We start from the raw sequence: 20,407 nt of genomic DNA on the forward strand, positions 1-20,407 counted from the left end.
TATTGGTTGGTCGAATAACTATTATACCTCAAAGGATTGGAGTAGTTTCAATAAATTTTAAGTTAACAGAAACAATTTAAAAAGGGGGGGATTTCTATGGATTATACTCTTTATAAAAAATTCGGAGCTCATATAAAAAAAATAAATGGAGCAACTGGAGTTCTCTTTACTTTATGGGCACCAAATGCAACTAAGGTCTCAGTTGTAGGTACTTTTAACGATTGGAATGGGAAAAAAAACTATATGACAAAAGATGACAAAACTGGAGTCTGGTCTCTTTTTATTCCTTATTTAAAAGAAGGAACAATCTATAAGTATATGATTGCCGATAGCAATAAAAAAATCTTTTTAAAAAGTGACCCTTTTGCTTTTTATTCTGAAGTTAGACCTAATACTGCTTCTATTGTCTATAACCCATTCAAAGACTTCGATTGGGAGGATAGCGAATGGTTAAATAAAAGAGCCAAAGAGAATATATACAAAAAACCAATTAGTATATATGAACTTCATCTTGGTTCTTGGAAAAGAAACTACAATCGTGGGGATGGACCTGAAGATGGTCGAGAGTTTCTAAATTATCGAGATATTGCAGAAAAACTTGTTCCTTATATTTTGGAAACAGGTTTTACACATATTGAAATAATGCCTCTTACCGAGCATCCATTAGATGCCTCTTGGGGCTATCAAGGAGTTGGATACTTTTCTATTACAAGTAGATACGGTACTCCTGAAGACTTTAAACATCTAGTTAACGAATGTCATAAAGCTGGAATTGGGGTAATTCTAGACTGGGTCCCTGGACATTTCTGTAAAGATGCCCATGGATTATATAGATTCGATGGAACACCTCTTTTTGAGTATGATCACAATATTTTGGGGGAAAATCCTATTTGGGGGACTGCTAACTTTGACTTTACTAAACCCTTTGTAAAAAACTTTTTATTATCAAGTGCAACATTTTTATTCGAACATTTTCATATTGATGGAATTAGAGCTGATGCTGTCTCAAATCTTTTATACTTAGAGTATGCCCGTGAAAAAACTGGCCTAAAAAATGCTCTTGGTGGAGACGCTAAGCTAGAAGCTATTGATTTTTTAAGAACACTCAACGAAACAATTTTCAAACTCTACAAAAACCCATTAATGATTGCTGAAGAGGCTACCTCTTGGCCACTAGTTACCGCCCCAAGCTACAAGGGTGGACTTGGATTTAACTATAAATGGAATATGGGCTGGATGAATGATATGCTTAGATACATGTCTTATTCACCTTGTGAAAGAGATAAACATCACAACCTTTTAACTTTTTCACTTATGTATTCTTTTAGCGAAAACTATGTATTAGCTTTATCTCATGATGAAGTTGTTCATGGAAAAAAATCACTCCTTGATAAGATGAGTGGTGATTACATTCAAAAATTTGATTCTCTTAGAATGTTTTATGGCTTTATGATAGGTCACCCTGGAAAAAAACTTCTTTTCATGGGTGGAGAATTCGGACAATTTATTGAATGGAGATACTATGACGAACTCGAATGGAAACTTTTAAAATATCCACAACACGATTCTGTTAAAACTTATATCAGTAAATTAAATGAATTTTACAAATCTGAACCTGCTCTTTGGGAAAAAGACTCTTCTTCTGATGGATTTGAATGGGTCAATCATAAAAACCATACACAAAAGCTCATCTCCTTTATTAGAAAAGGGGATAATCCAGATGATTTTATTTTAGTAATTTGTAACTTTACTAAAAATGAATATATCAATCATTCCATTGGAGTTCCTAGGATGGCTGAATACATGGAAGTTTTTAATAGTGATAAAGATATTTTCGGGGGAGGAAATCAAACAAATCCCAGTATAATTAAACCGATAAATAGAGAGTTGGATGAACAACCATTCTCTATTTCTATAAACATAGCTCCACTTTGTACACTATTTTTAAAACCAATATTTAAAAAAAGGGGGATTTAAACTATGAAAAAGAAAATGATTGCTATGATTTTAGCTGGGGGGCAGGGAAGCAGACTTAAAAAGTTAACAAAAGATGTTGCTAAACCAGCTGTTCCATTTGGAGGAAAATACAGAATTATAGATTTTCCTTTAAGTAACTGTGTTAACTCTGGAATTGATACTGTTGGGGTTTTAGTTCAGTATAAACCATTCCTTTTAAACAGACATATTGGGGTTGGAAGCCCATGGGATTTGGATATTGAAGGAGCTGGAGTTAGTATTTTACCTCCTTATTCAACAGAATCTGAAAATCGTTGGTATAAGGGAACTGCTGATGCTATTTTCCAAAATGAAAACTATATTGATATGTATGATCCTGAGTATGTTCTTATCTTATCCGGAGATCATATCTACAAAATGGATTATGATAAAATGCTAGATTTCCATATCTCTAAAGGCGCAGGAGCTACTGTAGCTGTTATTGATGTTCCTATTGATGAAGCTTCTCGTTTTGGTATTATGAATACAACTGAAGCTGGTGAAATCTATGAGTTTGAAGAAAAACCCAAAGTTCCTAAAAGTACTTTAGCGAGCATGGGAATATATATATTCAGTTGGCCTCTTCTAAAGAAAGCTTTGAGAGAGGATCAATTAGATAAAAAATCTGATAAGGATTTTGGTAAAAATATAATTCCTAAACTTTTAAGCGAAGGACAAAAACTTATGGCTTATCCTTTTGCTGGATACTGGAAAGATGTTGGAACTATCGAAAGTTTATGGGCCTCAAACATGGACCTTTTAGATGCTTCACATCCGATTGATCTTTTTGATAGAAATTGGAGAATATACTCTCAAGCAACTAATAAACCAGGTCATCTTTTAGAAGAGGATGCTGTTATTACAAACTCAATTATATCTGAAGGGTGTATTATTAAAGGAGAAGTTATAAATTCAGTTTTATCTGCCGAAGTCGTTGTAGAAGAAGGGGCTAAGGTTCATAATAGTGTCGTTTTAGCCGGAGCTGTAATAAAAAAAGATAGCTATATAAATAGAATTATTTTAGGCGAAAAAGCGATAACTGAAGAGGGTAAAAAATACGGAAGAAAAGATGAGATTCTATTTGTTACTGGGGGGGATGAATAATGTTATCAAACTATACTGGAATTATAACTGCTTTCGAAAGTAGAGAACTTTTAAAGGCTCTTACACAACATAGAGGAATCGCAACAGTTGCTATTGCTGGTAAGTATCGTGCTATCGATTTTCCTCTTTCATATATGAAAAATGCTGGTATTAAAAATATTCATGTACTTACAAATAAAAACTGTCGTTCTTTAAGAAATCATCTTGATGTTTCTAAATCTTGGGGATTAAATAGAAAAAATGGTGGTTTAACTATACATACTGGAGATTTTACAACTGATACAGAACTACTTATCGATAGTTTTGAAGATCTTTTAAATAGTAAAGATGGAATGGTTGTAATCGCGCCAACTTATATGGTAGCTAATATAGATTTAGACAAGGCAATTGAGTTTCACGAACTTTCTGACAGTGATATCACGGTTATATACAAAAATATTGCTGAACCAAACGAAAACTTTTTAGGATGTGATATCTTAGAGTTCAATGAGAAAAATTATCTAAATAGAGCGTTTGCAAACTATCTACCTAAGAAAAATCAAAATATATCTACAGAGATATTTTTAATAAAAAAATCTTTACTAATGTCTTTAATTCTATCGAAACCTAGTAGAGATTTATCGTTAAAAGATATTATTTATAGAAGTAAAAACAATTTAAAAATAATGGGATTTGAGCATAAAGAATATCTTTCTTGTCTTAACTCGCTAGCTAACTACTTTAGAACTAATATGGATTTAATTAACTCTGCTACTTTAAAAGAACTGTTCTTCAATGAAAATAGACCTATTTTTAGTAAGGTAAAAGATTCAATCCCTACTCACTATCTAAGTGAATCAATTGTTAAGAACTCTATTATTTCAAACGAATGTTTTATAGAGGGAACTGTTGTCAATAGTATCCTTTCTAGATATGTAAATGTTGAAAAAGGTGCTGTTGTTGAAAATTCTATAATTCTTCAAAATTGTACTATAAAATCTGGTACTCATTTGAAAAATGTTATTGTTGATAAAAACGTTGTTTTAGAGAATACAGATTTAGAAGGTAATCCTTTCTATCCTCTTGTTATTCAAAAAAAATATAAGTTTTAATCTGCAAAAGGAGGAAAGAATATGAAAAATATAAATCTACTTTTTGCTACTTCGGAAGCTGATCCATTCTTAAAAGTTGGTGGGCTTGGGGATGTGTCTCTTGCACTCCCTAAAGCCCTTAAAAAAGTTGGTGTTAATGCTAAAGTTATACTTCCTAAAAATGGAAATATCCCTAAAGAGTTCGTCGAAAAAATGGACTTTTTAGGTTCTTTTACAGTTCCTGTTGGTTGGAGAAATCAATACGCTGGACTCTTCCATTTGGAATATGATGGTGTTGATTTCTACTTTCTAGATAATGAATATTATTTCAAAAGACACGTGCCCTATGGACACTATGATGATGGTGAGATTTTCTCTTTTTATTGTAGAGGAGTTTTAGAAGCTATTAAATATATCCCTAACTTTATCCCTAATGTTATTCACTGTAACGATTGGCATACAGGAATGATTCCAGTATTACTAAAAGCTTTCTACAGTGAAAATGAACTATTAAAAGATACAAAAACTGTTTTTACTATACATAATTTGAAATATCAAGGTATCTTCTCTAAAGATATTTTAGGAGAACTTTTAGGACTTGATTTCTCATACTATTCAGAGGATAAACTTAAATTTTATGATGGGGTCTCATTCATGAAAGGTGGGCTTATATACTCTGACCTAGTTACAACTGTAAGTGAAAACTATTCTAAAGAGATCACATACCCTTTCTATGGTGAGAAGCTAAACGGCCTTATTGTTGAACTTGGAAGTAAAGTTCACGGTATTGTTAATGGTATTGATTACTCGCTTTATGATCCTAGAAAAGACGATAAACTTTATGAGAAATTTGGCCTTACTAATTTAAAAAAGAAAATTGTAAATAAAACTGAACTACAAAAAAGATTGGGATTACCTGTAAATGAAAATGTCTTTATGGTTGGCTTAGTTTCTCGTTTAGTTAGCCAAAAAGGTCTTGATCTTATAAAATGGGTTATGGATGATATCTTAAATATCAATCTACAATTTGTAGTTCTTGGAACTGGTGACACACAATACCAAGATCTATTTAATTACTATTCATATACTCATCCTGAAAAATTATCTGCTAATATAACTTTCAGTGATGAGTTAGCTAGAAAAATTTATGGAGCTTGTGATCTCTTTTTAATGCCATCTCTTTTTGAACCTTGTGGTATTGGTCAACTTATTGCAATGAGATATGGAACGATACCTTTAGTTAGAGAAACAGGTGGTCTTAAAGATACAGTTTCTAATTTTAACCCAGCAACACTTGGTGGTACTGGTTTTGTTTTCCAAAACTATAATGCTCACGATATGCTATTTAAAATGGAATATGCTGCCAAAATTTTCTATGAAGATAAAAAATCATGGACAGCTCTAATGAGATCAGCTATGAAGTATAACTCAGAATGGAAGGAATCTGCTAAAAAATACAAAGCACTTTATGGAGGTCTTTTATGAATTTAAATAAAAACCAATTTAAAGAGGATTATAAAAAAAGACTTATACTTACCTTTGCTCAAACACCTACAGAGGCTTCACCTGAACACAAATACTTAGCTCTAGGAAAACTTATCAGAGATTATCTATCTGAAACTTGGGCTGAAACTAACGCTTATTATACTAAAAAAGAGGTTAAACAGATTTATTACTTCTCTATGGAATTTTTGATTGGAAGACTTTTAAACACATATCTCTTAAATTTAGATATTAGAGAAACTGTCGAAGATGGTCTTAAGGATTTAGGCATTGATTTAAATGAGCTTCTTGCTCTTGAACCAGACCCAGCTCTTGGAAACGGGGGACTTGGAAGACTTGCAGCTTGTTTCATGGATTCTTTGGCTTCATTAGGATTTCCTGGTCACGGATGTGGTATTAGATTTAAGCATGGACTTTTCACTCAAAAAATTGTAAATGGTTATCAGAAAGAGCTTTTAAATAACTGGTTGAAAGAGGATTTTCTTTGGGAGATTAAAAAACCAGAAAAAAGTGTCATCGTAAAATTTGGTGGAAATGTTGTTCTTACTAAAACACACGAAGGGCTTGAACCTATCTACTCTGGATGTGAAGAAATTGTAGCTGTTCCTTATGATATGCCTATACTTGGCTCTAACAAAGAGATTGTTAATACTTTAAGACTTTTTAGTGCTGAGCTTCCAGATGAAGATATTGATTTGAGCGGACTTCAAAAAGGTGATTATCAAAAATATATAGATAAAAAATATGCTGTTGAAGCTATATCACAAGTTCTTTATCCTGATGATTCAAGTTTTAGTGGAAAACTTCTTCGTTTAAAACAGGAATATTTCTTTGTGAGTGCTGGACTTCAGACAATTTTAAGAAGATATAAAGAGATGAAACAACCTATTCATAGATTCCCTGATTTTATTGGAGTACATATAAATGATACACATCCAGCAATCGCTGTTGCTGAACTTATGAGATTACTACTTGATGAAGAAGGATTAGATTGGGACACAGCTTGGGACATAACGGTTAAAACTCTTGCTTATACAAATCATACTATCCTAGCAGAAGCAATGGAAAAATGGCCATATGACATGTTCAAAAAAACTGTTCCTAGAATCCTTATGATTATAGAAGAGATTGATAGACGTTTCTGTGAAGAGGTATCTAAAAAATATGATGGTGATTCTAATAAAATCAACTCTATGAAAATAATAAATTATGGTGAAGTTAGAATGGCAAACCTAGCTATAATTGGTTCTCACTCTATAAATGGAGTTGCTAAAATGCATACAGAGATCTTAAAAAATCGTGAATTGAGAGATTTCTATCTTCTTTATCCTGAAAAATTTAATAATAAAACAAATGGAATCACTCATAGAAGATGGTTAAAAAATGCAAATCCTGAGCTCTATAAATTGGTAACTGAAAATAGTGGTCCTGAGTGTATTGAAGACACTAATAAATTTATCAATTTTTTAAAGTGTATAAATGATGATGAAGTTTTAGAAAAATTAGATAAAATAAAGCTGAAAAATAAAGAAGAGGTTGTCAAATTTGTTAAAAGAAATTATAACGTTGATATCAATCCGTTTTCTATTTTTGATGTTCAAATAAAAAGATTACATGGGTATAAAAGACAACTACTAAATATTTTCCATATTATATATCTATATAATAAATTAAAAGAAAACCCTGAACTAGATATTGTTCCTAGAACATTTTTCTTTGGAGCTAAAGCAGCACCCTCATATTATTTGGCTAAAAATATCATAAAACTTATAACTTCAGTGGCTCAGGTTGTAAATAATGATTCTAGTATTAGAAATAAAATTAAAGTTGTTTTCCTTGAAAACTACGGTGTCTCTATTGCTGAGCTTATAATCCCTGCAGGAGATGTCAGTGAGCAGATATCTACAGCTTCTAAGGAAGCCTCTGGAACTGGAAATATGAAATTTATGATGAATGGTGCAATCACTTTAGCCACTTTAGATGGTGCTAACGTAGAGATTTACGATGAGGTTGGTGACGATAATATGGTCATCTTTGGACTTACTTCAACTGAAGTTATGGATTTAGAGAAAACTCACAGCTACAACTTTAGAGAGTATCTTGATTCAAATCCAACGCTACAAAAAATCATAGGGCAACTAAAAGATGGAACTTTCTCTCAAAACCATGATGAATTTAAAGATATTTTAAATCATATCTTTGGTGAAGGAGACCCTTATTTTGTGCTTAAAGATTTTTCAGCATACGTTAAAGCTCAAGAGCAAATAAATGCTCTCTATGAAAATAAAAAAGGATGGCTTCAAATGTCTCTTGTCAATATAGCTCACTCTGGTAAATTTTCTTCTGATAACAGCATCAACAAATATGCCGAAGACATCTGGCATATTAAGAGGGTGAAAAGAGATGAATAGTCTTTCATATTCTTTACCTAAAGATTCTATAATTTTTAATTCTCAAGATGAAAAATTTAAATCACCTTTTGGTGCTACTCCCTCTGGAGAAAAAGTTGCATTTAAAATCTTAACAGATACTTCTATAAATTGTTTAGAGGTATCCCTAATTTTAAAAAATGATACAGAATCTCAATTTGAATTTTCTCAAACTGAGATTGAAAAAATTGGAGACCGAGACTATAAAGTCTGGTCTCTTAATTTTATAACTCCTAGTGTCGCTAAAACAATTTTTTATCATTTCAAACTAAAAATTGGAAACGATAATACAATTTTTTATTACGGAAATAACCCTTTGGCTCTTGGAGGTATTGGAGAGATTTATGAAACCTCTCCTCTTGATTATCAAATAACTCTTTTTTATAAAAATAATCCTTCTCCAAACTGGTTTAAAGAGAGTATAGCTTACCAAATTTTTCCAGATAGATTTTTTAATGGAAATCGTGATGGAAAAATTAACTCTCCTAAAGATAATAGTTTTATATATGCTAAATGGAGTGATACTCCTATGTATATAAAAAATAGTAAAAATGAAATTGCTCGTTGGGATTTTTTTGGAGGAAATCTAAAAGGTGTCACTCAAAAAGTAAATTATTTAAAAAGCTTAAATGTTGGTTCTCTTTATCTTAATCCAATATTTGAAGCTACTAGTAACCACAGATACGATACAAATAATTATCATCAAATAGATCCTATTCTTGGAACTTTTAAAGATTTCAAAGAGATGATAAAAGAGTGTAAAAAAAATGGAATCTATACTATTTTAGATGGAGTTTTCAATCATACTGGTAAAAATAGTTTATATTTTAAAGAGGCCACAAAATCGATATCCTCTCCTTTTTATCCTTGGTACAGATTTCATAACTATCCATTTGATTATGACTCTTGGTGGGGAATAAAGGATCTTCCCTGTGTGAATGAGTTAGAACCTAGTTTTTTTAAATATATTGTTCAGGGAGAAAATAGCGTTTTAAGCCATTGGATGAAAACTGGAATTAAAGGCTGGAGACTTGATGTTGCAGATGAACTTCCTAGTTTTTTTATTGAAAGTTTTAGATACAAATGTAAAAGTATTGATTCAGAGGCTGTCATTATTGGTGAGGTTTGGGAAGATGCTAGCAATAAGATTAGCTACGGTCAAAGACGAGAGTATTTTAATGGAAAGCAACTAGACTCTGTTATGAACTACCCACTTAGAACCTATCTTTTAAATTTTTACAATGGTTCTATTGATAGTGAGACTCTATGCAAATATATGAACTCTTTAAAAGAAAATTACCCTAGAGAGAATTACTACTCACTTTATAACCTTTTAGGAAGTCACGATGTTAAAAGGATTAAGACCTCTGTCAAAGAGATTGTTAAAAATTATAGTATTGATCCTAAATATTATAATCCCGCTACTACTAGAATGTTAAAATCTTTAAGCTTAATTCAATTTACCCTTCCTGGAGTTCCTGTTATATATTATGGAGATGAAGTTGGATTAGAAGGAGAAAAGGATCCTGACAATAGAAGAACCTATCCTTGGGGAAATGAGGATAAAGATCTTTTAAAATGGTATCGAAAAATCTCTCTTTTAAGAGATGGATCGAAAGTTTTAAAAGAGGGTGAGATTAAATTTTTCTCGCCTCATCCTGACGTTTTTGCTTATGTCAGATTTTTTCCAAATAGCAAAGATTTTATTGGAGTTATAAGTAATAGAAATCCTTATAAATCAAAAATTTTTAAATTAAATTTAAAGGAATTTCTGGGACAGTTTAGTAATAATATTACGACTGACATATATCGTTGGAATGACCCCCTAATCATTCCAACGGATTCATCTACTAATTTCCCAATAAAAATCCCCCCACTAAAGACTCTTTTATTCAGCAGTAAAAGGGTCTGACAAAAGAGCTGAGCACCCCCCCGCTCAGCTTTTTTCCTGAGGGTATATGTGATTGTTTTCTCATAGGTATTTTCAGGAAAAAATTTTCTAAAAAAAAATGTTTGACAAAATAATTTTCATAGTTTATAATCAATCAAACTTTAGTAGTTAAGAATATTTTAAAGGGGGTCAGGTCATGTTATTCAGAAAAAATAGGAATAGGGTACAAAATAATAAGCAACTCTATATTCTGTTATATTCTTGGTAATTTTGATGCTGACCATCCATTTTCATTTATATATGGTTTTCTTTTTGAAATTATTTATCTTTGTATTTAAAGGTCTGAGAGTATAGTATACTTTTAGACTTTTTTTATATATTAAAATACTAATAAAGGAGATTTTTATGGGAGATTACTTAGCTGTACTTAAAACAATTTTTATCGATGGTTACAGATACCAGTATGTTCTACAAGGTTTAACATTCTCTGTTGGTGTAACTGCCTTTTCAGCCATTTTTGGTGTTATTCTAGGAGTTTTTATCGCACTTTTAAGATTATCAAAATTTAAAATAATCGCAATTTGTTATATTGATTTAATTAGAGGAACTCCTGCAGTTGTTCAACTTCTAATTCTTGCTAATATTGTTTTTGCTGGTTTCCGTGATATACCAATTTTCTTAGTAGCTGGTATTGCATTTGGAATAAACTCTAGTGCTTATGTTGCTGAAATTATCAGAGCTGGTATTGAAGGACTTGATAAAGGCCAAATGGAAGCGTCTCGTGCTTTAGGAATGAGCTATCCTATCGCTATGAAGGAGGTTATTATTCCTCAAGCTATCAGAAAAATTTTACCTGCATTAGTTAGTGAATTTATAACACTTTTAAAAGAAACTTCTATTGTTGGTTTCATTGGTGGAGTTGATCTTTTAAGATCTGCAAACATTATAACTTCTCAAACTTACAGAGGAGTAGAACCACTACTACTAGTTGGATTTATATACCTTATTTTAGTTGGAATATTTACAAAAATTATGAGAGGCGTTGAAAAGGGGTTGAATAAAGCATGATAAAAGTGGATGATCTATTTAAAAGTTTTGGCGATTTAGAAGTTTTAAAAGGAGTTTCAGTTCATATCAATAAAGGTGAGGTTGTTGCAGTTATCGGTCCATCTGGAAGTGGAAAATCAACGTTTTTAAGATGTCTTAATCGTTTAGAAGAGCCTACTCTTGGCCACATATATATAAGTGGAGAGGATATTATGCATCCAAGCACTAATATCAATGCTATGAGAGCTAAGGTTGGAATGGTGTTTCAGCATTTCAATCTATTTCCACATAAAACAGTTTTAGAAAATCTTACTCTTGCACCTTTAAAAGTAAAAGGAATGAGAAAAGAGGATGTCGAAGAAAAAGCTCTTCTTCTTCTAAAAAAAGTTGGATTAAAAGATAAAGCTTTAGCTTATCCAGAGCAACTTTCTGGAGGACAAAAACAAAGAATAGCTATTGCACGAGCTCTTTGTATGGATCCTGAAGTTATTCTTTTCGATGAACCTACTTCGGCTTTAGACCCTGAAATGATTCGTGAAGTTCTTGATGTTATGAGAGATTTAGCTAAGGATGGAATGACTATGGTTGTTGTTACTCACGAAATGGGGTTTGCTAGAAAAGTAGCAGACAGAGTTTTATTTATGGATGGAGGTTCAATTTTAGAGGATACAACTCCTGAAGAACTCTTCGAAGGAGTAAATCATTCAAGAGCAAAAGAGTTTATAGAAAAAGTTTTAAACCATTAATATATTTTATTACTAGGAGGAGATTATGAAAAAGATTTCAAAAAAGTTGGTTTTATTTTTAATGTTAGTTATGAGTTCTTTCAGTTTTGCTAAGGGGAAGCTTTATGTTGGAACAAATGCTGAGTTTCCACCTTTTGAATACCTTGATAAAGGAGAGGTTGTTGGATTTGATATCGATCTTGTTAAAGCCATTGGAGAAAAAATTGGAATGGATATTGTTATCAAAGACATGTCTTTTGACGGACTTATTCCGGCTTTAGAGATGAACAAAATTGATATTGTTATTGCAGGAATGACTGCAAATGAAGAAAGAAAGAAAACTGTTAATTTCTCAGAGCCATACTATACAGCAAACCAAGTTATAATTCTAAATGAATCTAACGAAGATATTAAAACTTTTGATGACTTAAATGGAAAATTAGTTGGAGTAGTTCTTGGATTCACTGGAGATGTTGTTGTAAGTGAGATGAAAGAGGTTAAGAGTAAAAAATATAATGCATCTTACGCTGCTATAATGGAGCTACAAAGTAAAAAAATTGATGCTATAGTTTTAGATTCAGAAACAGCTTTAAACTATGTGAAGCACAATAAAGCTCTAAAGCTAGCTCAAACTGCTGGTGAAGCAGAGGAATATGCAATCGCTATATCAAAGAAAAATGTTGATCTTTTAGAAAAAATAAACAAAGCTTTAGAAGAGATTAAAGCCGATGGAACTTATGATTCACTATTAAAAAAACATATGTAAAAAAATCCCCCTCTAGATATTTTCTAGAGGGGATATTCACTTTCTTCATTTTTTTTATAACCTACTTCAAATGATAAATTTATTCTTCCGAAAAGTATATGAATTCCGTTGGTGAAACAAATTAATCATTCTTTTAAACTTTTCTAAATTTCATACTCTTTCGGAATAATGCCTTTTATTTTCCAATCTTCAAAAGGAATCTCCATCTCTTTTATCTTTCCATTTCTAATATCTAAGATCCACCCATGAATTTTTGGATATTTCCCTGTTTCAATTCTATTTCTTATCACTGAAAGTTCAAATATATGCTTTAATTGCTCTAATACATTTAACTCTGTAAGTCTATCTAATCTATCTTGCTCATTCTCAAGACTTTCTAACTCCTCTTTATGTTCAACCTCTATCTTTTTTATTGGCATTAACCAACTTGAAATTATAGAAGAGTGTCTACATTTATCATGAGCTGTTTTTATTCCTCCACATTCATAATGACCCGAAACAATTATATGTTCAACTTCTAACTGTTCTACTGCGTATTCTAATGTCGCTAAAAAATTCATATCATTTGAAAAAACTTGATTCGCTATATTTCTATGAATAAAGAAACTCCCAGGCTCACTCTGTGTGAATGTATCTATCGGCATTCTGCTATCTGAACATCCTATATATAAAAATGGGGGATTTTGCCCTTTTGAAAGATTATTAAAATAATCCTTATCTAAATCTAGTTTTTTTTCAACCCATTCTAAATTCTCTCTTAATAAATCGTTATAGTTTTGCATTATTTCCTCCTCAAATAAAATAGAGTCTTATTTTATATTCTACTATATTTTCCACTATATTTCTACTTTTTTAGTGGTTTTTTTTGACCAGTTCCATATGTGGAACATTTTTATAAAACTAATATTGTTTATTTATTGCTTTTTTTATAAAATTTACTTGTTGAATGAACGAAACGAATTCTGAGGAGGTTTCAAATTATGTTAAAAAAACACGAAATTATAGATAGAATTATTAGTACTGGAGTAGTTGCTGTTGTTAGAGCTGAAAATCTAGATGAAGCCAAGCGTATTTCTAACGCTTGTATCGCTGGTGGAGTTAATGCAATAGAAGTTACTTACACTGTTCCTGGAGCAACTGAAGTTATCAGAGAACTTTCTAAAGAGTTCCCTGGAGATAACTTTATTATAGGAGCTGGAACTGTACTTGATAGCGAAACTGCTAGACTTGCTATATTAGCTGGAGCAAAATATATTGTTTCTCCAGGATTTGATGTAGAAACTGCTAAACTTTGTAACAGATACGCTATCCCTTATATGCCTGGATGCATGACTATAACTGAAATGCTTAAAGCTATGGAGTTAGGTTGTGACATTATAAAACTTTTCCCTGGAAGTGCCTTTGGACCAGACTTTATAAAAGCTGTAAAGGCACCTCTACCTCAAGCAAACATAATGCCTACAGGTGGAGTGTCAATAGACAATGTTGACCAATGGATAAAAAATGGAGTAGTTGCTGTTGGTGTTGGTGGTAAATTAGCTACTGGACCAAGTGACGAGATCACTGCTGCTGCTAAAGCTTTCGTTGAGAAAGTTAAAAAGGTTAGAGAGGAGATCTAATTATGAGTAAAATAGTAACTCTTGGAGAGATAATGTTACGTCTTTCTACAGAAAACAACAATAGATTTGTACAAAGTAATACTTTCAGAGCCGATTATGGTGGGGGAGAAGCTAACGTTGCTGTTTCATTAGCTAACTTTGGAATTGAATCTGAGTATGTTACTAAGTTGCCAAACAATCCACTTTCTGATTCAATATTCAGATATTTAAAAGCTAACAATGTAGCTACTGAAAATATAGTCTTAGGTGGAGAAAGACTTGGAACTTACTACCTAGAGGTTGGAACAAGTGTAAGAGCTTCATCTGTAATCTATGATAGAAAATACTCATCATTCTCTACTTTAGATTATACTGAACTTCAAATTGAAAATATTTTAAAAGATTGTAAGATTTTACATCTTTCAGGAATCACTCCTGCTCTTTCAGATAGTTGTAAAGAGTTAATGGATAAAATCATGATAAAAGCAAAAGAGATGGGAGTTTTAATCAGTTTTGATTTCAACTACAGAGGAAAGCTTTGGACTTTAGATGAAGCTGCTCCGGTTTTAACTAGCTACTTGCCATATGTAGATATCTGTTTTGCTGGAGTTTTAGATGCTAAAAACATTATGAAACTGGGAGATCATTTAGATTTAACAGAGTATTATAGAGAAATCACAAAAAACTTCCCTAACATTAAGTTTTTGCTTTCGACAAAGCGTGAGACTCACTCGGTTAATGAGAACTCTTTAACTGGTTTCGTTTTTAAAGATGGTGAGCTTGTAAGCTCACCTAGATATACCTTCCAAATCGTTGACAGAGTTGGTGGAGGAGATGCCTTCGCTGCTGGTGCACTATTTGGAATCTACAACAACCTATCACCTAAGGAGATTGTAGATTTTGCAACTGCTGCTTCTGTATATAAGCATACTGTAAGAGGAGATGCAAACCTAGTTTCAAAAGATGAGATTTATAACATCATCAACAATGGTATTTCAACTGTTTCTAGATAATATATAAAAAAGGTAAGGATACTCACCCCTTACCTTTTTGCTTTTTTATATTTTTAAAACTAATTAGAATCTTTTTAAATCCTCTTCTACACTGCTTATAGTTCCAATGTTGAAGTTATCTATTAAAACTTGTAAAACATTTCCTGATAAAAATGCTGGAATTGTTGGTCCTAAGTTTATATTTTTAACTCCTAAATGTAATAATGCAAGTAAAACGATTACTGCTTTTTGCTCGTACCAAGCTATATTATAAGCTATTGGTAACTCGTTGATATCCTCTAATCCAAATACCGCTTTTAATTTCAGAGCTATAACTGCTAACGAGTATGAATCGTTACATTGTCCCGCATCTAAAACTCTTGGAATCCCTCCGATATCTCCTAAATCTAATTTATTATATTTATATTTTGCACATCCAGCTGTTAATATAACTGTATCTTTTGGTAGGTTTGCAGCAAACTCTGTGTAGTAATCTCTAGATTTCATTCTTCCATCACATCCAGCCATTACATAGAATCTTCTGATTGCTCCAGATTTTACTGCATCGATAACTTTATCAGCCAATTGAAGCACTTGGTTGTGAGCAAATCCTCCAACTATCTTTCCTGTTTCAATCTCTGTTGGAGAGGCACAAGTTTTTGCAAGCTCTATAACTTCACTAAAATCTTTCTTTCCATCTTTTTCAGCTACTCTTTTCCATCCTGGGAATCCAGTTGCATTTGTTGTGAATACTTTTCCTTCATAAGAAGCTCCAGCTTTTGGAGGAACAATACAGTTTGTTGTGAAGATAATTGGACCGTTGAATGTCTCAAACTCTTCTTTTTGTTTCCACCAAGCGTTTCCATAATTTCCAGCTAAATGTTTATACTTTTTTAGCTCTGGATAGTAGTGAGCTGGTAACATCTCAGAGTGAGTATATACATCCACTCCTGTTCCCTCTGTTTGCTCTAGCAATTGAACGATATCATTTAAATCATGTCCTGATATTAAAATTCCTGGATTGTTTCTAACTCCTATATTTACCTCTGTGATTTCTGGATTTCCAAACTTTCCTGTATTAGCTGAATCTAGTAAAGCCATTACATCTACTCCAAACTTTCCAGTTTCTAATGTAAGTCCAACTAAATCTCCTAACTCTAAGCTATTATCCAATGTTGATACTAAAGCTTTTTCTATAAACATCACAATCTCTGAGTTTTCATATCCTAAGTTTACAGAGTGCTCATAATAAGCTGCCATTCCTTTTAATCCATAAGTAATAACTTCTCTTAATGATCTTATATCTTCATTCTCTGTACTTAAAACTCCTATACTTAAAGCTTTTTTATTCATATCAGCTAAAGTTTCAACTCTAAATGTCATTGCATCATGATTAGCTAATCTTTTTATAGTTATTGAGTTCTCTTTTACAAAGTTTTCTAATCTATCTCTTAACTTTAATCCTTTTAAGATCTCTTCCGCTATCATATTATCATCAAAGTTTGCGTTTGTGATAGTTATGAATAGTGCATTTGTTATATAGTAATCTAACTCTGAATTGAATTTTTTATCCTCTAATCTTAGTTCTAAAGCTATATTTTCTCTCAATATTGAGATTCCTTTTGCTATATATATTAATAAATCTTGAAGGTTTGATGTTGTTGGTTGTTTTCCACAAACTCCTACTACTGAGCAGCCTTTATTTCCTGCTGTTTCTTGACATTGAAAACAAAACATTGGTATTTTTTCCATCTTCTTAATCTCCTTTTATTTAAAATTTCTAAATAGATTATATCAGTATAGTTTATATTTTTCTGTAACATATGTTACAAAACAACTTTTTTTCTAGTAGATTTGATTTATTTAGAGTATAATTGGATTAATTCTTAAAATATTTTTTATTGGGAGGAATTTATGAAGAAATTTACATTTTTAATCGTTTTTCTACTTTTAGTTATGGGATGTAGCAATAATACTAACTATAAAGTTTCTGATTTTTTTGTTGCTGGAGACTTTGAATACAAAGGTGGATTTGAAGGTGCTGGATTTAAAACTTCTAGCAAATATATAAATCATAATGGACATAGGTTTATTGTTGAAAATATAACCGATACTGCAACTACAGTTCAAAAAATATATCTAATTACAAAAGATTCAATTGATTTAGTTTTTACTGGGGAAGATACCACTGCTGATTTAGCTACTCTTAATCTTAATACTAGAGAGACTGTTTTAAAGCTTCCATTTAAGATTGGAAACAATTGGACTTCTGCTGGAAATAGGTATGAAATTATTGATTTTATCGATGCTGAATCTGGTCAAGAGATAACAGTTGAAAAAACATATAGCAATGGAAACGTCGAAAGAATAATATACCAAAAAGGATTTGGCAAAATATCTAGAGTTTTAATTTTAGGGAGTTAGCTTATGAAAAAACTTGTACCTGCTATGGAAAAAATAGATAAAATTTTTAATTATCTATATCTAAAAGAGAGAGCTTCACAAGCTGAAATCTCTAGGGATCTATCTATCCCTAAAGCTACTACAAATAGACTTCTTTATACTTTAGTGTCTATTGGGTATGTCAGTCAAAGTGGAAAAGAGTATACTCTTGGAAATAAATTTGATTATTTTTCTAATAAAAATGAAAACTATAATCTTATTAAAAATGTTTCTTATCCATATTTAGAGGAGCTTTCTTTAAAATTTAAAGAGACATTTAAAGTAAGTGTATTTGATAAAAATAAAATTAGAGTAATTGCTTCTGTTGAAAGTAATGATTATTATAAAATTACTGTTCCTGAAAATGCAATTTTTCCACTTCATGCTGGAGCTGCTAGTAAAATTTTAATCTGTCAATTAACAGAAAAAAAATTAAGCTCTCTTCTTCCTGAAGTTTTACCAAAATATACTGAAAATACTATTACAAATAGAGATGTATTGAAAAAAGAGCTTTTTAAAGTGAATATTAAAAAAATTGCTTTTGACAATATGGAACATTCAAATACAATCAGTGCTGTCGCTACTCCTATATATGATCAAAATAATAAAATCATTGCTGCTGTTAGTTGTCCTTTTTTTAGTAGCAGTTCAAATGAACCACATATAAATGAAATTATTAAAGCTATGAAAGAAGTTTGTAACAAAATTAGTGAGGTTTTACAAAAAATGTCTTATTAATTTTAATTTTTTTAAAGGAAATATAAATTTTTCTCGAATAATAGAAGCGATGTTAGTAAAACTAACCACGCTTTTTAAAGGAGGATTTTTTATGGATAATATGAATTTAGTATTTCAAATGAACAAATTTGTTGGAGATTTACATGTTTTCAAAGCGAAAGTTCACAACTTCCACTGGAATTTGGTTGGAGAGCACTTTTTCGTTATCCATCCTATGCTTGATGGAATAATGTCAGAGATTGATGAACAAATAGATTCAGTTGCAGAAAGACTGCTTATGGCTGGACATAGACCACATGCGTCTCTTGCTATTTATTTAAAACATACAGTTCTTTCTGAGATTGAAAGTAAACCTTATTGTGCTAAAGAAGCTGTTAATCTTATGCTTGCAGATTTTAAAGTTCTTTTAGCTGAAATTAATATTATAATGAAATTAGCTGAAAAAGAGGATAATCAAGCCACTCTTTCTCTTATGACTGATATAGCTGCTCTTTACCAAAAACATATTTGGATGTTTGGAGCTTGGCTTGCATAATTAAGCTAACCACAAAAATAAAACCCCTTGAAATTTCAAGGGGCTTTTTATTATTTATTCTCTAATGCAAATAATCTTTTGTTTAATTTTATCATTTTCTTAATTAATTCTCTTTCAGAAAGAGCTGTCATTAAATGATCTTGTGCATGAACAAAAACGATTGATAAAGGAATCTTTTGTCCTCCCGCTTCTTTTTGAATCATATCTGTTTGAACATGATGAGCTTTTAATACTGCTGCATCACACTCTTTCATACACTCTTCAGCTTCTTCAAACTTCCCCTCTTCAGCAAATGCTAGGGCTTGGTGAGCACACCCTTTAGCTTCCCCTGCATATGCAACTATTGAAAATATAATCTCTTCTAATTCATCTTCTGTAAAATCTACCATTTTAACTCCTCCTAAACCAATAATTATTTTTTTATTTTAATTTTGAATTTTTGCCAAGGTTTTACGCTATCTAATAATCCAATATAGTTCTCATCTAATTTCCCTACTACACTTGTCTTTCCTGAGTTTTTCATATCTTTTCTTGCAATATGTAACTCTCCTGCATATTGACCATAAAGTGATGACTCTATTAAAACATCTCCTTTTTTAATATCTACTGCATTGAACAGTTCAAAGTGAGTTCCTTTATACTTTACTCTTGATTGAGTTGATCTTACAACATACTCTCCAATATCCCCTCTATGATAATGTAACTCTTTTTCTATAATATCCTTTTCAACTGATCCAACACCATCATAAACTTCACATTCAAACTCTAACATCTCTTTATTTATATCTGCAAGTCTTTTTAACTCCTCTTCTGTTGGGAAGCAATTAGAGATTATTACTACATCTATTCCCTCGTTGAATAACTCTCTTCCTTGAACCTCAATTGGTAAATCTCTATGCTCTTCTAAAGTACAAAGTCCATCATTTACTGGCCATGGTCCAAATGTTCCTGTTTGAGAAGTTACAAATGCTGCTGTTGTTAAAGAAAATCCTTTAAATCTCTTATTACAACTTCTAAAGTGCTCTCTTGAAAGTCCTGTATATCTATGAGGGTAGAAGTTGTGACATCCTACTAATTTTTCACTGTTTGGCATATAATCCATTATTGTATTAACGTAGTTTGTATCTTGGCTCATATTTATCTCTACTAATAAACCATGCTCATTGAACGTCATAACACTCTCTTCGTTTCCAGAGAATCCTAAGTCTAATCTAACTCCACAAGCCCCAATCTCTTTAAAGAAAGATAGATCATCATAACTAATATTTAACTTACTAAATATTGATGGAGCAACATCAACCATAACTTCCATTCCAAAGCTATTTGCATGTGCTATTGTTTCTTTAAACTCTTTTAGTATAACCTCTTTATCTCCATCTACTGATAATAAGCAAGTGAAAACTCTTTTATATCCATACTTTGCTGCTAACTCTATATAGTTTTTGTTCTCTTCTAAAGTAGCGTGAAATGGATATATTGAAATTCCTAATTGTTTCATATCGAATACCCTCCTGAAAACCTTTGTTTTACCTATTTTTTACTAGATTTCTCTAAGTAAGTCAAGAGTTTAAA

General features: G+C 31.5%; 18 protein-coding genes. 14 read left to right on the forward strand and 4 right to left on the reverse strand.

Going from position 1 to position 20,407, the window contains the following annotated elements; all coding sequences use genetic code 11:
• The first annotated feature begins 96 nt into the window (after positions 1 to 96).
• The 9 genes from glgB to L992_RS05390 all read left to right on the forward strand — a co-directional run bounded on the left by glgB (position 97) and on the right by L992_RS05390 (position 12,530).
• Positions 97 to 1,977 (forward strand): 1,4-alpha-glucan branching protein GlgB, encoded by a 1,881-nt coding sequence (glgB, locus tag L992_RS05350; RefSeq protein ID WP_052193914.1) that lies wholly within the window; start codon positions 97 to 99, stop codon positions 1,975 to 1,977.
• Positions 1,978 to 1,980: 3 nt separating this feature from the next.
• Positions 1,981 to 3,099 carry a glucose-1-phosphate adenylyltransferase gene (locus tag L992_RS05355; RefSeq protein WP_047382939.1) on the forward strand — a complete coding sequence of 373 codons (1,119 nt, stop codon included), beginning with the start codon at positions 1,981 to 1,983 and terminating at the stop codon, positions 3,097 to 3,099.
• Positions 3,099 to 4,190, forward strand: a complete 1,092-nt coding sequence (gene glgD, locus L992_RS05360; RefSeq protein ID WP_047382940.1) for a glucose-1-phosphate adenylyltransferase subunit GlgD — start codon at positions 3,099 to 3,101, stop codon at positions 4,188 to 4,190. Before L992_RS05355 ends, glgD begins: the two co-directional genes overlap by 1 nt.
• Positions 4,191 to 4,211: 21 nt before the next feature.
• Positions 4,212 to 5,654 (forward strand): glycogen synthase GlgA, encoded by a 1,443-nt coding sequence (gene glgA / locus L992_RS05365; RefSeq protein ID WP_197053386.1) that lies wholly within the window; start codon positions 4,212 to 4,214, stop codon positions 5,652 to 5,654.
• Complete coding sequence (locus L992_RS05370; RefSeq protein WP_047394834.1) at positions 5,651 to 8,083, forward strand: glycogen/starch/alpha-glucan phosphorylase; 2,433 nt, start codon at positions 5,651 to 5,653, stop codon at positions 8,081 to 8,083. Before glgA ends, L992_RS05370 begins: the two co-directional genes overlap by 4 nt.
• A complete protein-coding gene (locus L992_RS05375) occupies positions 8,076 to 10,013 on the forward strand; it encodes a glycoside hydrolase family 13 protein (RefSeq protein ID WP_052191744.1) in 1,938 nt (645 codons plus the stop codon). The genes L992_RS05370 and L992_RS05375 overlap by 8 nt, the downstream gene beginning before the upstream one ends.
• 384 nt (positions 10,014 to 10,397) lie before the next feature.
• Complete coding sequence (locus L992_RS05380) at positions 10,398 to 11,060, forward strand: amino acid ABC transporter permease (protein ID WP_047382944.1); 663 nt, start codon at positions 10,398 to 10,400, stop codon at positions 11,058 to 11,060.
• A complete protein-coding gene (locus L992_RS05385; protein WP_047382946.1) occupies positions 11,057 to 11,785 on the forward strand; it encodes an amino acid ABC transporter ATP-binding protein in 729 nt (242 codons plus the stop codon). Before L992_RS05380 ends, L992_RS05385 begins: the two co-directional genes overlap by 4 nt.
• Positions 11,786 to 11,810: 25 nt before the next feature.
• Positions 11,811 to 12,530: a basic amino acid ABC transporter substrate-binding protein gene (locus L992_RS05390; RefSeq protein ID WP_047394837.1), complete on the forward strand. Its 720-nt coding sequence runs from the start codon at positions 11,811 to 11,813 to the stop codon at positions 12,528 to 12,530.
• 143 nt (positions 12,531 to 12,673) lie between these two features.
• Here L992_RS05390 and L992_RS05395 read toward each other — a convergent pair whose 3' ends face one another.
• Positions 12,674 to 13,312, reverse strand: a complete 639-nt coding sequence (locus L992_RS05395; RefSeq protein ID WP_047394840.1) for a carbonic anhydrase — start codon at positions 13,310 to 13,312, stop codon at positions 12,674 to 12,676.
• Positions 13,313 to 13,510: 198 nt separating this feature from the next.
• Here L992_RS05395 and L992_RS05400 point away from each other — a divergent pair, with 198 nt between their 5' ends.
• Entirely contained in the window at positions 13,511 to 14,149 is a 639-nt protein-coding gene (locus L992_RS05400; protein WP_047394841.1) for a bifunctional 2-keto-4-hydroxyglutarate aldolase/2-keto-3-deoxy-6-phosphogluconate aldolase, read from the forward strand.
• 2 nt (positions 14,150 to 14,151) lie between these two features.
• The gene (locus L992_RS05405) at positions 14,152 to 15,141 is read left to right on the forward strand and encodes a sugar kinase (protein ID WP_047382954.1); all 990 of its coding nucleotides are present in this window, start codon (positions 14,152 to 14,154) and stop codon (positions 15,139 to 15,141) included.
• A gap of 63 nt (positions 15,142 to 15,204) precedes the next feature.
• Here the strand turns inward: L992_RS05405 and hcp are convergent, their stop codons facing one another.
• Entirely contained in the window at positions 15,205 to 16,872 is a 1,668-nt protein-coding gene (gene hcp, locus L992_RS05410; RefSeq protein ID WP_156110648.1) for a hydroxylamine reductase, read from the reverse strand.
• A gap of 162 nt (positions 16,873 to 17,034) precedes the next feature.
• Here hcp and L992_RS05415 point away from each other — a divergent pair, with 162 nt between their 5' ends.
• From L992_RS05415 to L992_RS05425, 3 genes are all read left to right on the forward strand, one after another.
• Positions 17,035 to 17,544 (forward strand): membrane lipoprotein lipid attachment site-containing protein, encoded by a 510-nt coding sequence (locus tag L992_RS05415; protein WP_047394844.1) that lies wholly within the window; start codon positions 17,035 to 17,037, stop codon positions 17,542 to 17,544.
• 3 nt (positions 17,545 to 17,547) lie between these two features.
• Positions 17,548 to 18,300, forward strand: a complete 753-nt coding sequence (locus tag L992_RS05420) for an IclR family transcriptional regulator (RefSeq protein WP_047394847.1) — start codon at positions 17,548 to 17,550, stop codon at positions 18,298 to 18,300.
• Positions 18,301 to 18,391: 91 nt separating this feature from the next.
• Complete coding sequence (locus tag L992_RS05425; RefSeq protein WP_047394850.1) at positions 18,392 to 18,835, forward strand: DNA starvation/stationary phase protection protein; 444 nt, start codon at positions 18,392 to 18,394, stop codon at positions 18,833 to 18,835.
• Between the two features lie 50 nt (positions 18,836 to 18,885).
• Here L992_RS05425 and L992_RS05430 read toward each other — a convergent pair whose 3' ends face one another.
• Both L992_RS05430 and L992_RS05435 read right to left on the reverse strand, forming a co-directional pair.
• A complete protein-coding gene (locus L992_RS05430) occupies positions 18,886 to 19,224 on the reverse strand; it encodes a PTS lactose/cellobiose transporter subunit IIA (RefSeq protein ID WP_047382960.1) in 339 nt (112 codons plus the stop codon).
• Between the two features lie 23 nt (positions 19,225 to 19,247).
• The gene (locus L992_RS05435; protein ID WP_047382962.1) at positions 19,248 to 20,333 is read right to left on the reverse strand and encodes a DUF871 domain-containing protein; all 1,086 of its coding nucleotides are present in this window, start codon (positions 20,331 to 20,333) and stop codon (positions 19,248 to 19,250) included.
• Between the last annotated feature and the right edge of the window lie 74 nt (positions 20,334 to 20,407).

Source organism: Cetobacterium sp. ZOR0034, assembly GCF_000799075.1.
GTDB lineage: Bacteria > Fusobacteriota > Fusobacteriia > Fusobacteriales > Fusobacteriaceae > Cetobacterium_A.

Coding starts and splice junctions, on each gene's coding strand:
- glgB (WP_052193914.1), top strand. CDS start 97: ATGGATTATACTCTTTATAAAAAATTCGGAGCTCATATAAAAAAAATA.
- L992_RS05355 (WP_047382939.1), top strand. CDS start 1,981: ATGAAAAAGAAAATGATTGCTATGATTTTAGCTGGGGGGCAGGGAAGC.
- glgD (WP_047382940.1), top strand. CDS start 3,099: ATGTTATCAAACTATACTGGAATTATAACTGCTTTCGAAAGTAGAGAA.
- glgA (WP_197053386.1), top strand. CDS start 4,212: ATGAAAAATATAAATCTACTTTTTGCTACTTCGGAAGCTGATCCATTC.
- L992_RS05370 (WP_047394834.1), top strand. CDS start 5,651: ATGAATTTAAATAAAAACCAATTTAAAGAGGATTATAAAAAAAGACTT.
- L992_RS05375 (WP_052191744.1), top strand. CDS start 8,076: ATGAATAGTCTTTCATATTCTTTACCTAAAGATTCTATAATTTTTAAT.
- L992_RS05380 (WP_047382944.1), top strand. CDS start 10,398: ATGGGAGATTACTTAGCTGTACTTAAAACAATTTTTATCGATGGTTAC.
- L992_RS05385 (WP_047382946.1), top strand. CDS start 11,057: ATGATAAAAGTGGATGATCTATTTAAAAGTTTTGGCGATTTAGAAGTT.
- L992_RS05390 (WP_047394837.1), top strand. CDS start 11,811: ATGAAAAAGATTTCAAAAAAGTTGGTTTTATTTTTAATGTTAGTTATG.
- L992_RS05395 (WP_047394840.1), bottom strand. CDS start 13,312: ATGCAAAACTATAACGATTTATTAAGAGAGAATTTAGAATGGGTTGAA.
- L992_RS05400 (WP_047394841.1), top strand. CDS start 13,511: ATGTTAAAAAAACACGAAATTATAGATAGAATTATTAGTACTGGAGTA.
- L992_RS05405 (WP_047382954.1), top strand. CDS start 14,152: ATGAGTAAAATAGTAACTCTTGGAGAGATAATGTTACGTCTTTCTACA.
- hcp (WP_156110648.1), bottom strand. CDS start 16,872: ATGGAAAAAATACCAATGTTTTGTTTTCAATGTCAAGAAACAGCAGGA.
- L992_RS05415 (WP_047394844.1), top strand. CDS start 17,035: ATGAAGAAATTTACATTTTTAATCGTTTTTCTACTTTTAGTTATGGGA.
- L992_RS05420 (WP_047394847.1), top strand. CDS start 17,548: ATGAAAAAACTTGTACCTGCTATGGAAAAAATAGATAAAATTTTTAAT.
- L992_RS05425 (WP_047394850.1), top strand. CDS start 18,392: ATGGATAATATGAATTTAGTATTTCAAATGAACAAATTTGTTGGAGAT.
- L992_RS05430 (WP_047382960.1), bottom strand. CDS start 19,224: ATGGTAGATTTTACAGAAGATGAATTAGAAGAGATTATATTTTCAATA.
- L992_RS05435 (WP_047382962.1), bottom strand. CDS start 20,333: ATGAAACAATTAGGAATTTCAATATATCCATTTCACGCTACTTTAGAA.